We start from the raw sequence: 12,840 nt of genomic DNA on the forward strand, positions 1-12,840 counted from the left end.
AGGATGCATGGCCAGCAGCACGCAGGATCTGGAGCAATTTGTGCGCGACGCCCTCGGGCGGGGCTGTTCACGGCCCAGTATCGAGAAAGCCCTGGGCGATGCGGGTTGGGAGCCCGAGCAAACACGCGGCGCGATGGCCGCTTATGCCGATGTAGACTTCGTTGTGCCCGTGCCAAGGCCTCGGCCCTATGTGTCGGCACGTGAGGCTTTCCTCTACCTGGTGCTGTTCACCACGCTTTACCTCACCGCATATCACCTTGGCAGCCTGCTGTTCGAGTTGATCAACCGTGCGTTTCCCGATGCCGCATCGCCGTACAACAACGGCGTTTCACGCAGCATCCGCTGGTCGGTATCGTCGGTCGTCATCGCCTTCCCGGTATTCCTCTTGCTGTCGGTGAAGATCGGGAAGGAATTGGCGCAACAGCCCATCAAGCGACTGTCCGCCGTGCGCCGCTGGCTGACTTATCTCACCCTGTTCGTCGCTGCCGTAGTGCTTATCTGCGACCTGATCACCCTGGTTGATGGCTTGCTGGGTGGGGACATCACTACGCGCTTCGTATTGAAGGTGCTGGTGGTCGCGGCGATCGCCACCGTGGTGTTCGGCTACTACCTGTGGGACCTTCGCCGTGATGAGCGTGCCGCATGAGTCCGCGTCGCGGTATCCGCTGGCTGTCTGCGGGCGTTTCGGTGGTTGTGCTTGCAGCCGTTCTCGCGGGCCTGTCGGTGCTTGGCTCACCGATGCACCAGCGTGCGTTGCGATTGGATACGATCCGCACAAGCAACCTGGGGCAATTGGCCATTGGCATCTCCGGCTACTGGGCGGCCCACAAGGCGTTGCCGCCAACGCTGGAAAGCATCGACCCTTCGGACAGCCATCATCGTGATCCAGTGAGTGGTCAGCCTTACGGGTATGGCCTGGTCGACGCCACAACCTATCGACTATGCGCCCAGTTCGATACGGCCTCGGAGCAGGAAAGCTACCGTGCTGGCGCATTCATCCCTCCCAACCTTGGCCGCTGGAAGCATCCGCAGGGCATGCATTGCTTCGTGACGGATGTACGTCAGGCTGGGGCGGGCATCTACTGATCCGCGGGACGGGTTTCCACCATCCTTTTGGCATGGGGTTTGTGTATTCCTGCGAAATGTACGGCGCTGATTGGTATCAATGCCCGGAGCGCCGGGCGGAGCGTGCCGCCCGGCGTTTCGCTTCAGGCTGATCAGTGCGGGCCGAGGCTATTGGCCAGGGCGGTAAGGTTCTGCGGTACCACGCGGATGAGGCCGCCGCGCGGACTGTCAATGTCGGCGATCAGCATGAAAGAGATGCCGATGATCACTGGCAGCACCAGCAGCAGGACAGGTTCCCTCGATGAGCCGCGCGCGCCGATGCCAAGCATCAGGTTGCAGGCCAGCGCGATGGCGAACATCAGGATCCACGCGGCGGTGGGAATGCGGTTCCACCACGCAGCCTGGGTATAGCCCTCGGAGTTGAGCACGTCGTTCATGCCCGACACCACCAGCGCCATCACCGGGTTCGGCTGTTGCTGCGCAGGCGGCGTGACGATCGACCATAGGGCGGCCTGGGCGGCGTTCTTCTGCACATCCAGCTGGCGCAGTTGTTCTGGACCCAGTGGCCCGTAGTAGCGGATGCGCAGGCGAAGGTACTCGCTCAGCAGGGCGCGCGCCTTGCCAGCGTCGGCCGGTTGCAGAAAGTCGAGCCGCACGTACTCGGTGCCGATGGCATTGGCTTCGGCTTCTTCGTAGTTCTTGCGCTGGTCGTAGCGGCTGATCGCCATCGAGAAGCTGAATCCGATGATCAGGCCCAGCAGGGTGAGCGTGGCCCCCTGCACCACGTTGAAGGTCTCGCGGACCTCTGCTTCGCCAGGGCGCTGCCATCGCGACAGGGCGATGCCAAGCCGGCCCATGATCCACATGGCAATGGCCGACACGACCGCCAGCACTACCGGGTGGTCCGTGACGAAGCCCATGAAATGCCCTCGCTGGTAGGTGGCCCAAGCCCGGCACGGCGCCGGAGCGGGATGTCCTTGGGGCGACAGCGTCGCATCCGGGAGGTCGGGACAGCAAGGGTGGCTCCCGCCAGGCGGGCCACACGTCTGGATGCCGTGGCCGGTCGATGCCATCCGCGACGAGGGCCGTGGGCGCCGGCCATTTCCCTCCGTCCCGTTCGCGTTCCATCCCGAGGCAACCGGCTTCGCGCAACGAGTCTCCGTGGAGCGTCACCTACGGCATGCCGCAGCGGCTCGATGCCTCATTAATGTGATGTGCATCACATTAATTATGCTATCTTGTTGATTCTGAACGCTGCGGTTGCGGGTTCTCGACGGGCTGGCGCTTGAGGGCCGGTCCAGGGCAAAGGGGAGTTCCCGGCTAGGGACGGCTGCCGCCCTTGGTAGCGGAGTGCGTGATGACGCAGGCCCCGGTGGCGCCGGTATACCGGTACTACGCCTTCATCAGTTATAGCCACCAGGACAAGTCCTGGGCCGATTGGCTGCACAAGGCTCTGGAAACCTATCGTGTGCCATCCCGCCTGGTGGGCGAGAAGACCTCTGCCGGCACGATCCCGCAGCGACTCGTGCCGGTTTTCCGCGACCGCGAAGAACTGGCCAGTGCCACCGATCTCAGCCGACGGGTCAACGAAGCGCTCGCACAGTCGGCCAACCTGATCGTGATCTGCTCGCCACGATCGGCGGCATCGCGCTGGGTCAACGAGGAGGTGTTGGCCTACAAGCGCCTGGGTCGCGGCGAGCGCGTGTTCTGCCTGATTGTCGATGGCGAACCCAACGCAAGCGACCAGCCCGGCAATGAAACACTCGAATGCTTTGCGCCGGCGCTGCGATTCCACTTGGGCGCCCATGGACAACCCACCGCGGAACCAACGGAGCCGATCGCAGCTGACGCGCGGGCGGGCAAGGACGGCAAGGCCAAGGCCAAGCTCAAGTTGATTGCCGGCATGCTCGACGTGGGCTTTGACAGCCTCAGGCAGCGCGAACTGCAGCGGCGGCACCGGCGCATGACGGCGATCACCGCGCTGGCGCTGATCGTGATGGCCGTGACCAGCATGCTGGCGATCGCCGCCCTGTTTGCGCGTCACACGGCCGAGGTCGCGCGCATCGATGCGGAGCGCCACCAGAGGCAGGCCGAGGACCTGGTCGGCTTCATGCTTGGCGATCTCAACGACAGGCTATACCAGGTGCAGCGCATCGACATCATGCAAGCCGTCGACGACAAGGCGATGTCCTATTTCGCTTCGTTGCCGACCAAGGATGTGACCCCGCAGGCGCTCGCCCAGCGCGCCAAGGCGCTGGAGAAGATCGGCACGGTGCGCCAGAACCAGGGTCGTCTGCCGGACGCGCTCGCGTCGTTCCAGGCAGCGGCGGAACTCAACGCCATGCTGGCGCAATCTGCACCTGCAGACACGGAGCGACAGCTGCAGTATGCGCGAAACCTTGCCTTCATCGGCCAGACCTATTGGTACCAGGGACAGCTCGATGCGGCCGGCCGCGTCTTCGATGCGGCGCGGGCCGTGCTCCTTGGCGCAGAGCGGCACGCGACACATGACCTCGCCCTGCAGTACGAGCTGGAAATGATCGACAACGATCTTGGGCATGTGCTGGAGGCACGCGGCCAGATCGACGAGGCGCAGCAGCCTTACCGCAGTGCATTGGCTTTGTCACAAGCACTGGTGGACGCCGACCCGAGCAAGGCCGAGTGGAGGGTCGAACTCGGCGGCGCGCACAACAACATCGGCAAGCTGGCGCTGTTGCAGGGCGACCTTGCCACCGCGATTGCGCAATACCGAGCCGACGACGCCATTGAATCCAGCCTGCTGGCGCGCGACCCCAAGGACAATAGCCAGCGCGATGCCACGCTGACGGTACGCGCCATCCTCGGTCGCACGCTGGCGCTGGCGGGTGCGGATGACATCGGCATGCGTCATCTGCAACAGGCGGTGGACATGGCCTGCGAGCTGATCAAGGTGGACGCACGCAATACGGGCTTCCAGGACGATCTGGTTCATTACAGTCAGCAACTGGCGCGATTGAAGCGTCTCAATGGCGATCTGCCACAGGCGCAGGCACTGATCGAGCGATCCTTGCCGCTCGCCAAGGTGTTGGTCGCGCAAAGCCCCACTGCCACGGGGTGGCAACGAGAGCTGGCCGAAACGCAGCTGGAGTGGGCTGCCCAATCCGTGGCTGCGGGCAACACGCAAGCGGCAAGGCTGCAGGTCAATGCAGCAATGAGCGTGCTCGGGCAGCTGCTGGAGCGGCAGCCCCACGATCGCACGACCCTGCTGTCGATGATGAATGCGCAGTTGCTGCTGGCCAGCATCAGCACGGATCCTTCCACCGCCACGCCATTGCGTCGTGCCGTCATCGGCGCGGCGCAGTCGCAGCCCAGCGGTCGCGATGACCCACGCCTGCTTGCGCTGCAGGTCGAAGCGATGCTTGCCCTTGGCGACAAGACGGGGGTGCAAGGGTTGATCCGGCAGCTATGGAGCAGCGGCTTCCGAGATGCGCAGCTGGTGGCGGTCTTGCAGCAAGAAGGGATTGCCTATCCCGTCAACACGACATGGCAAAAGCAGTTGCTGGCGCAAAGCGACACGGACGACCACTGAAATGGCAGGACAGGGCAGGCAGGGGTAACAAGGGCGGCAGCCGAGATGGCGCGCCAAACTCACAACCACTGGAACCAACCATGAGCAAGCAATGCGAGAAGCACATCGAGTTGCAAGTCGAGCTTGCCCACGATCTTGGCTGTTGCGACGACTACAACCAGCTCGTCATCAACAAGGGCAATCACCACCAGGACTTCGACAAGCTGGATGGCCAGGACCAGGTGCACACCATTACCTGGATACTTTCCGGAAACGCCAGCAGCGGGGTCTTCTGCGAGCTGGACAGTCTCACCGGACCAGGGTTCCAGTGGCTGGTGAGGAAGCCCGGAGAGAAGGTCTTTGAAGGGCTCAAGGTCGACGGGAAAAAGTTGACGGTGCGCAATCATCATCACGACAAGAGCAGCGAAGGCCGCTGGTACTACCAGCTCTTCGCGCGCTTCGGCCGCCACGTGTATGGCGTACCCCTGACCTTCACCAGCGGACCGGCCAGCAGTCCCAATCCGTCGATCAAGAACAACTGACCGGCGCGCCGTGCTCCTGGTCCGGTTTTCCCGCGGAACGTGCCGGAAAACCGGGTCATGCGGCAGGGCGGGCAATGGCGAGCCACGATTCCGTCTGGGCCGGGGCAAGCCCATTCGGAGGGCCGAAACTGGGGATGCCCCGGCGTGGCGCGCGTCGATGTGGGGCCGTGGCCAATGGGCTGCCACGAGGACAGTGGGGTGTCACGCGGGCATCGCGGCAGCGTATCGCCGCGGGGCGGTCAATGAAATTCCCTGTCGATGCACCATCAAAGCGCGAGCAGGGCGTGGCCGCGACCTTCCGGGGGCTAGAGTTTGCTGTGTTCCACCTGGCGCTCGCGGTGCATCAGGGTCCACTCCGCATGCTCGGTCAGCGCGGCGTCGCCAAGTGCGCGAAGGATGTCGCGCTGTTCGGCAGGATCGTCCGTGCGATCGAGCGCGGCCCGGGCGCTGGTGAAGATACGCTGCATGAAGCGGTACTGCCGGATCAGCTCCTTGTCGGCCTTTCGATACGCATAGGCCTCGCGTACGGCGGCCACAATCGAAAGCACCGCCATGATCATCACCAAGGTGGTCTTCAGGTTTTCCGGCAGCCTCAGCGCGAACGCAGCAAGGAACACGCTGATGGAAATGCCTCCCCACAGGCTGATCAGGCCGATCATCTCGGTGATGTGGTGCAGGCCGGTGCGCTCCACCGTCTTGCGCTCGAAATAGTGGAGCTGTCCGGACTTGCCCGATTCGCCGACCCAGCCCGCGATGACTTTGGCCAAGGCGTCGGGTGCCGGCCGCAATGGCGGATGCAGGCTGGCTGCGCGCATCACATTGCGAATCCAGCCAAGCTCGATATTCTGCCGCTGCAGGAAGTTGTCATGCGCGAACTCATGGTCGGCACTGGTGGAGATGCCGGCGCGCCGCCAGTACGACTGGATGCGCAGGCCTTCGGCCAGCGCACGATAGTCGAGGTACTTGCGGTGCCAGTCGCGTCGACGGGCCAGGAAGGCGACGATTCCGCCGCTGGCGAACAACAGCAGGAACAGGTAGATCAGGCTGTCCTGCTCGGATAGGTGCGCATAGAGCGTGAAGGCGATGCCCATCAGCGCGGCGATGGTGTACGTGGTGCGCATGGCCATCAGTACGCGCTTCTGGAAATGGATGGCCAGCCAATCCGCCGACTGGAACAGGCGATCGACGGTCTCGGGGGCTTCGGCGATGGCGTCCTGATCCTCCGATGCAGCCGCCTCGATGTCCTCGCTGTACTTCTCGCCGTCGGCATTGAACTCGGCCATGTGCGCAAACATCAGGCGAAATTCCGCTGGCGGTTCGCGGGTGGTCGATGTGGCATCAGCCGTGCGCCACATGGTTTCCAGTGGGGTCAACCCCGGAGCTACCGATCCGTCGGCGCCCTCGCGCGAGCATACGATGTGATAGAGCAATCGCTCGTCGCCACCCGCCAGCACGTGGCGCGCCACGCGATGACGTTCGACCAGGCCCGGCATGGCACCGGTGAGGTGGTATTTCACGATTTGCGCCGTGCCACCGAGCCGCCCGGAATCCTTGCCATCCCATATGGCCAGCAGGATGTGGCAATGACTGGCGATGAACACGCCAGACTTGGCGTATTGCCGGTCGCGCTCCAGGCCGTGGTTTTCGATGGACAGGCGCGATTGCCCCCTCGCCAATGGCAGCCGGACGATGTCGGCCTGCTCGTACAGCGACTCGAAGCTCGTGCGCACCGCAGGATTGACGAAGTCGTCCAGGTAGAGCTCCTTGGGCAGTGGCAGCGGCACGACCAGGCGTGCACCCGCGGCGAGCGCTTCGTTCGCCGCGAGTTGGTCACCACCTTCGGCCAGCGCGCTGAGCAGCACCAGTGGCAGCGTAGGAAACTCTTGCCTCAACTGTGCGAAGAATGCGCGCACACGCTCGCTGATCGCGTCGCTTTCGTCGGCGCGGAGATTTCGGTGGCTGGTGACGCCGACGACGAGAGGGGTCATGTTCGCGCGCACCGGTTATTGCGGATGATTATGGATCTCCGGGTCGCCATTGCCGACATGGGTGACGGATGGCCAGACGATCTTCTGGCTGCCTACCCACAAGGTGAGCACATAAGGATAGTCTCCGTTGGCGCTGACCGTGTCGGTGCAGCTGACCGTGTTGGTGGCGGAGGTGTATGTCGGCGTGGTCAATGGCGTATGGGCACCGGTGAATGAAACGGGACTCGTGGCATCGAAGGTAAAGGAAACGCCGCTGCCCGCCTGCCACACGATGGTGAAGGTGCCATCACTGTTGACGTTGAGCTTGTTGGGATCGACGGAAACTTCATAGTTGCCGCCGCTGCTGCTAACCGTCACGGTGATGGTCAGGGTGGTATCGCCAGTCATGTTGATCTCCCAGCTGTGGTGGCGGGCAGGGTCGGCATGGCCCTGTCCGGGGCAGTGTCAATGTCTTGATGGATGCATCGCGTTCGCCGAGGCAGTGGCCTCGCGCAGCGGTTGGCATGGCGTGTCCTGGATGGATGCGAGGTATTGCGCGTCCCGATAGCCGAGCGCATCGAGCCGGTTGATCAATGGGCCGGCCTCCGCCGTCCGGCCGAGCAGGCACAGTGCTTCGGTGCGTGCGCCAAGCCATGCGAAACCGACGTCGGGTGTGTCGATCGATGTGTGCTCGAGCGCGCCGATGGCGGCCTGCCACTGCGCGGCGGCGGCCGATGTGTCGCCGCTCGCGGCCTGCAGTTCGCCGAGCAGGATGTGGCTTTCGGCCAGCAAGGGTGGAATGGCCAGCGAGTCGAGATGCTTCTGCCTTACCGTGGCGAGCAATGATTGCGCCGCTTGCGCGTTGTTGCGCGCCGTGGCGACGCTACCCAGTTTCCAGGCCAGGCGCCCCGATTCCAGGTCGCTTACTGCAAGACCGGTTTGCCAGGCGGCCTCGTCGGGGTCCTTGGTCACCAGTTGCGTGTAGAGCTGGGCCGCGTCGTGCAGCAATTGGCCTGCGCGGGCAGGATCACCCCCGAGACGCAGCAGATGGGCCAGTCCTCGACTGAAGACGGCGACATTGCCGATGCTTTGCGTGCTGGTCGGATCGATGGCGAGCAGTCGCTTGCCGATGCCAAGGGCGGCCTCGTAGGCGGCCGTGGAGTCCGTCGTATCGCCGCGCGCCTGCAGCACCTTGGCCTGCATGGCGCTCGCGACGGCAAGGTACATCTGCACCGACATGTCGTTGGCATCCTGCCGAGCCAGTGCCTGCCACTGCGCCATGGCTTTTCCGGCGAAGTCCTGCGCGGCGGCAAAGTCGCCCAGGGCGTAATGGATACCGGCCAGGTTGTCGTAGGCGTGTGCTACCTCCGTGTGATAACGGCGATTGCCGGGTACGCGTTGGGCCAGCTGCTGGTAAATGCCAAGCACGATGGCGTACTGGCCTTGCGCCTGGGTCAGCTGTCCACGCGCTTCCAGTACATGGCCGATGTTGTTGTGCAGCCACCCCAGGTGCTTGAACCAGTCGAGGTTCTCCGGATGCTGGCGCACCACGGTTTCGGTCAACGGCGCCGCCTGCTGGAACTGGCTGAGCGCTTCGGCCAGGTCGCTGCGATCCCAGGCGACATTGCCCAGCCATGAGTGACTGTCGGCCAGTGCGATCCGCCATTCCGCGTTGCCCGGATGGCGTGCGACCAATGGCTGCATCAGTCGCATCGACTCTTCGAAGGCCTGGCGCGCTTCAGGCAGCTTGCCCTGTTCCTCGCGTACGCGTCCGATGAGCTGGAGTGCCTTGGCACGTTCGGCCAGCGAGTCGTCGGTGACCTCGGCGCCGCTCAGCGAGCTGAAGTAGCCCATGGCCTTGTCGGCGACATCGTCGAGGATGTCGAGTCGATTGGCCGCTTCCAGCTTGGTATGGAGGTTGCCCAGCATGAAACCGATCAGGTCTTCAGCCTGGGCGCGCTGATGTTCCGCCACGCGCTGGGCGCGCAACGCAACTACGGCCAACGTGGTCGTGATGGCGGTGATGACGACCGCCAATGCGGTGATGGCAGCCATGCGTCGTTGGCGGCGTTGCTGTTCCCGCTGCTTGAGATGGTCAAGCCCGATGTCCAGCAGGCCTGCGACCAGTTTGAGCTTGGCGTTGGTCTTGCCGTCCTTGCCGGGGCGCACGTCCGCTGCGATCGGCTCGGTGTGCGCTTCGCCCAGCCTGCCGGAGGCATCGAGCCGGTAACGCAACGCAGGCGCGAAGCACTCTTCGGCGTGGCGACTGCCCAAGTGGCTTGCGTTGGGCTCGCCATCGACAATCAGGCAGAACACGCGCTCGCTGCGTCCCATGCGCTTATAGGCCAGCACTTCCTCATTCACCCAGCGTGACGTGGCCGAGCGCGGCGAGCAGATCACGATCAGGTTGGCCGACTGTGCGAGGGCTTCGTTGACTCGCAGGCTGAGGTCGGTGGCACTGGCCAGTTCATCACGGTCGCGAAAGATCGGTGCCAGCCGCCGTGGCGTGATTCCGGCGGCGGTGGTGCGGCCCACCAGGCGCCGGGGAATGACGTAGGTCTCCAGCGCCTTGTGCAGCCAATCGGCCCAGGCTTTGTCCTGGTGGCTGTAACTGATGAACGCGCGATACCGGTAGGCCGGCTCCGGAGAGGCCTGCGTCATGTCCAACCGCACTCCCGCACGAGTTGAAGCATTCCCTTGCAGGAAAGTCCCCAACACCGACCCGATGATCGATGGGCGCCAGTTGGCGATTCGATCATCCTGGTAGCGGGAAAGCGTATCACGCCAGCTGTGACACGCTCACACGTTTGTTGACTATGCCTTTTGGCCGGCGTGGCTCAATCGTCGTGCGCGACGCGCAATACCAGCTTGCCGGTGTTACTTCCCTGAAACAGTCGATTGAGCACGGTGGGGGCGTTTTCCAGCCCCTCGGCAATGGTTTCACCGGCCTTGATCTTGCCGCCGACCACCCAGCCGACCAGATCCTGCACGGCGCGGGCCTGGTCCTTGTAGTCGAAGGCAAGGAAGCCGCGCACGGTGAGGCGCTTGACGATGATCACACTGTAGTCGTCCGACGGGCGACCGCCGCTGGCATAGTTGGCGATCAGTCCGCACAGCGCCACGCGACCGCCATTGACCATGCGCGACAGCACCGCACGCATCACCGGGCCACCGACGTTCTCGAAGTTCACGTGCACGCCATCGGGCGTGGCAGCTGCCAGTTGCTGCTTGAAGTCCTCGGCCTTGTAGTCGACGGCGGCGTCGAAGCCCAGGTCTTCGACGAGATGGCGGCATTTCTCCGCGCCACCGGCGATGCCGACCACGCGTGCGCCGCGCAGCTTGCCGATCTGGCCGGCGATGGAACCCACCGAGCCGGCTGCTGCCGATACCACCAGGGTTTCACCCGCTTCGACTGGAGCGATTTCGGTGAGACCGTAGTACGCGGTGATGCCGCTGAAGCCGCAAGCGCCAAGCAGGGTGGGCAGTGCGACCGGTGGCTTGGGTGGCAGCTTCACCCAGTAGCCCATCTTGCCCTCGTCGATCAGGGCGTAGTCCTGCCAGCCCACCAGTCCCTGCACCAGGTCGCCCACCGCATAGTGCTTCGACTTGGAGGCGACCACACGGCCCAGGCCCAGGCTGCGCATCACCTCGCCGATGGCGACGGGCGGCATGTACTGCGGGATATCGCTCATCCACACGCGATTGGTGGGGTCCATCGACAGGTACAGCACGCGCACCAGCGCCTGCCCGTCGGCCAGCTCGGCGACGGGTACTTCGCGCAGGTCGAAGTTGTCCAGGCTGACCAGCCCCTCGGGGCGCGTCTTCAGCAGCAATTGGCGATTCATGACGGTCATGGTGTTCTCCGGATCAGACGGCGCGGGAGCCGCCGTCGATGACGAGTTCCGCGGCGGTAACGTAGCGGCTTTCATCGGAAGCGAGATAGAGCACGGCGTAGGCCACGTCGTCAGGCTCGCCGAGGCGATGCATGGGGATGCCGCGCACCAGCTTGCGCGTGGCTTCCTCCTCGCCCAGCTTGTCGAAGAAGGGCTTCACGATGCCGGTGCGGATGAAGGCAGGGTGGATGGAGTTGCAGCGCACGTCGATCTTCTGGCGCGTGCAATCCATCGCCACCGACTTGGTCAGTGATGCGACCGCAGCCTTGGATGTGTTGTATGCGGTGTAGTCCGGGTCGGTCTTGAACGCGGCAAGCGAGGAGATGTTCACGATGGACGCCGGCTGCGCATCGCGCAGGTAGGGCAGGGCATGCTTGCAGCCCAGCATGACGCTGTCCACGTTGACGCCCATCACGCGGTGCCACTCCTTCAGTTCGATGCGCTCGACACCGCCGAGCGAGCCGACGCCGGCATTGTTGACCAGCACGGAGAGCGCGCCCATCACCTTCACGGCGTCGGCCAGCGTGCGCTGCCAGGCAGCCTCGTCGCTGACGTCCTGGGCGGCCGACCATGCCACGGTGGCGCCGTGTTCGCGATTGATCTCCTCGGCGACCGCCGCAACGGCGTCACCATGGATGTCGGTGATGAACACCTTGGCGCCATGCCGTGCGAGCATGCGCGCCGAGGCAGCGCCCAGGCCACCGGCGGCACCTGTCACAACGGCGCATTTGCCGGCGGCGCGTGGGGAGAGAATCGACGTCATGGGTTGCTCCATGGGTTAAACGCTGAGATAACCGCCGTCCACGTTCAGCACCGCACCCGTGGTGTACGAGGCCGCGTCGGAAGCGAGGTAGAGCGCGGCGCCGGCCATTTCGGACGGCTGCGCCACGCGGCGCATCGGCACATGGGCCAGCGCCTGCTTGAGGATGGCCGGCGTGTTCACCAGCACCGAGGCGAACTTGGTGTCGGTCAGGCCTGGCAGCAACGCGTTGCAGCGCACGCCCTGCTCGGCGCATTCCACCGCGAAGGCCTTGGTCATGGAGATCACCGCCGCCTTGGTGATCGAGTAGATGCCCTGCTGGAAACCGGGCACCACGCCGTTGACCGAAGCCACGTTGACGATCGAGCCGCCACCGCCCTTGGCCATCAGCCTGGCACCGTGGCTGGACATGTAGAAGTAGCCGCGGATATTCACGTCCACTGTCTTCTGGAACACCGAGGGCTCGGTGTCGGTGATGTGGCCAAAGTACGGGTTGGTGGCGGCGTTGTTGACCAGGATGTCGAGGCGGCCGTGCTTCTGCTCGACCGCGGCGTACAGCGCCTCGATCTGTTCCATTTCGCCGATGTGGCAGGCCAGCGCCTCGGCCGATCCGCCTCCGGCGGCGATGGCATCGACCACGGCCTGGCAGTCGGCCTGCTTGCGGCTGGACACGATCACGTGTGCGCCGTGCAGTGCCAGCAGTTTGGCGATCTCCTCGCCGATGCCGCGGCTGGCGCCGGTGACGATGGCGATCTTGCCGGTGAGGTCGAAGGTGACGGGTGTGCTCATGGGCGCTGACTCAAGAGTGTGGGTGGTGGTGTGGTTGGGTGGTCATGTCGATGAGCCAGGGACGGATACCTTCGAACGCGAAAGCCGCTGGATGCCAGCGTTCGCTGGCATGACGGGCGGGTGCACGGCATGTGGGCCTTATCGTCCTCAAGCGCTTATCGTCCTCACCGTCATTCCGGCGAATGCCGGAATCCAGTGCCCCGCACGTCGAGACGGGAGGCGTGCGTTTGAGCAGCCCCGCGGGATCCTGGCTGCCGCCAGTCTCGCAACTGCGTGT

The 12,840-nt window shown here is 64.3% G+C and carries 11 protein-coding genes; 4 read left to right on the plus strand and 7 right to left on the minus strand.

What is annotated here, in order from left to right; translation table 11 throughout:
* The first annotated feature begins 7 nt into the window (after positions 1-7).
* Both DVU99_RS13820 and DVU99_RS13825 read left to right on the plus strand, forming a co-directional pair.
* On the plus strand, positions 8-646 hold the full coding sequence (locus DVU99_RS13820) for a DUF5671 domain-containing protein (RefSeq protein WP_114240811.1): 639 nt from the start codon (positions 8-10) through the stop codon (positions 644-646).
* The gene (locus DVU99_RS13825; RefSeq protein ID WP_114240812.1) at positions 643-1,086 is read left to right on the plus strand and encodes a hypothetical protein; all 444 of its coding nucleotides are present in this window, start codon (positions 643-645) and stop codon (positions 1,084-1,086) included. The genes DVU99_RS13820 and DVU99_RS13825 overlap by 4 nt, the downstream gene beginning before the upstream one ends.
* 131 nt (positions 1,087-1,217) lie before the next feature.
* Here DVU99_RS13825 and DVU99_RS13830 read toward each other — a convergent pair whose 3' ends face one another.
* Complete coding sequence (locus DVU99_RS13830; RefSeq protein WP_114240813.1) at positions 1,218-1,985, minus strand: hypothetical protein; 768 nt, start codon at positions 1,983-1,985, stop codon at positions 1,218-1,220.
* Between the two features lie 437 nt (positions 1,986-2,422).
* On the opposite strand from DVU99_RS13830, the gene DVU99_RS13835 reads away from it, so the two are divergent.
* Both DVU99_RS13835 and DVU99_RS13840 read left to right on the plus strand, forming a co-directional pair.
* Positions 2,423-4,633 (plus strand): TIR domain-containing protein, encoded by a 2,211-nt coding sequence (locus DVU99_RS13835; RefSeq protein WP_114240814.1) that lies wholly within the window; start codon positions 2,423-2,425, stop codon positions 4,631-4,633.
* Positions 4,634-4,713: 80 nt separating this feature from the next.
* The gene (locus DVU99_RS13840) at positions 4,714-5,154 is read left to right on the plus strand and encodes a hypothetical protein (protein WP_114240815.1); all 441 of its coding nucleotides are present in this window, start codon (positions 4,714-4,716) and stop codon (positions 5,152-5,154) included.
* Positions 5,155-5,459: 305 nt separating this feature from the next.
* On the opposite strand, the gene DVU99_RS13845 is transcribed toward DVU99_RS13840, so the two are convergent.
* From DVU99_RS13845 to DVU99_RS13870, 6 genes are all read right to left on the minus strand, one after another.
* A complete protein-coding gene (locus tag DVU99_RS13845) occupies positions 5,460-7,142 on the minus strand; it encodes a hypothetical protein (protein ID WP_114240884.1) in 1,683 nt (560 codons plus the stop codon).
* A gap of 15 nt (positions 7,143-7,157) precedes the next feature.
* On the minus strand, positions 7,158-7,529 hold the full coding sequence (locus DVU99_RS13850) for a hypothetical protein (RefSeq protein WP_114240816.1): 372 nt from the start codon (positions 7,527-7,529) through the stop codon (positions 7,158-7,160).
* A 57-nt stretch (positions 7,530-7,586) separates the two neighbouring features.
* Positions 7,587-9,782: a TIR domain-containing protein gene (locus DVU99_RS13855; RefSeq protein ID WP_114240817.1), complete on the minus strand. Its 2,196-nt coding sequence runs from the start codon at positions 9,780-9,782 to the stop codon at positions 7,587-7,589.
* Positions 9,783-9,958: 176 nt separating this feature from the next.
* Positions 9,959-10,975 (minus strand): NADP-dependent oxidoreductase, encoded by a 1,017-nt coding sequence (locus DVU99_RS13860; RefSeq protein WP_114240818.1) that lies wholly within the window; start codon positions 10,973-10,975, stop codon positions 9,959-9,961.
* 13 nt (positions 10,976-10,988) lie between these two features.
* Complete coding sequence (locus DVU99_RS13865; protein WP_114240819.1) at positions 10,989-11,777, minus strand: SDR family oxidoreductase; 789 nt, start codon at positions 11,775-11,777, stop codon at positions 10,989-10,991.
* Positions 11,778-11,792: 15 nt separating this feature from the next.
* Positions 11,793-12,563, minus strand: coding sequence for an SDR family oxidoreductase (locus tag DVU99_RS13870; RefSeq protein ID WP_114240820.1), 771 nt, complete (start codon positions 12,561-12,563; stop codon positions 11,793-11,795).
* Positions 12,564-12,840: the final 277 nt, after the last annotated feature.

It is taken from the genome of Dyella sp. C9, from assembly GCF_003332825.1.
Lineage (GTDB): Bacteria > Pseudomonadota > Gammaproteobacteria > Xanthomonadales > Rhodanobacteraceae > Dyella.

Coding starts and splice junctions, on each gene's coding strand:
- DVU99_RS13865 (WP_114240819.1), bottom strand. CDS start 11,777: ATGACGTCGATTCTCTCCCCACGCGCCGCCGGCAAATGCGCCGTTGTG.
- DVU99_RS13855 (WP_114240817.1), bottom strand. CDS start 9,782: ATGACGCAGGCCTCTCCGGAGCCGGCCTACCGGTATCGCGCGTTCATC.
- DVU99_RS13870 (WP_114240820.1), bottom strand. CDS start 12,563: ATGAGCACACCCGTCACCTTCGACCTCACCGGCAAGATCGCCATCGTC.
- DVU99_RS13850 (WP_114240816.1), bottom strand. CDS start 7,529: ATGACTGGCGATACCACCCTGACCATCACCGTGACGGTTAGCAGCAGC.
- DVU99_RS13860 (WP_114240818.1), bottom strand. CDS start 10,975: ATGACCGTCATGAATCGCCAATTGCTGCTGAAGACGCGCCCCGAGGGG.
- DVU99_RS13840 (WP_114240815.1), top strand. CDS start 4,714: ATGAGCAAGCAATGCGAGAAGCACATCGAGTTGCAAGTCGAGCTTGCC.
- DVU99_RS13825 (WP_114240812.1), top strand. CDS start 643: ATGAGTCCGCGTCGCGGTATCCGCTGGCTGTCTGCGGGCGTTTCGGTG.
- DVU99_RS13820 (WP_114240811.1), top strand. CDS start 8: ATGGCCAGCAGCACGCAGGATCTGGAGCAATTTGTGCGCGACGCCCTC.
- DVU99_RS13835 (WP_114240814.1), top strand. CDS start 2,423: ATGACGCAGGCCCCGGTGGCGCCGGTATACCGGTACTACGCCTTCATC.
- DVU99_RS13845 (WP_114240884.1), bottom strand. CDS start 7,142: ATGACCCCTCTCGTCGTCGGCGTCACCAGCCACCGAAATCTCCGCGCC.
- DVU99_RS13830 (WP_114240813.1), bottom strand. CDS start 1,985: ATGGGCTTCGTCACGGACCACCCGGTAGTGCTGGCGGTCGTGTCGGCC.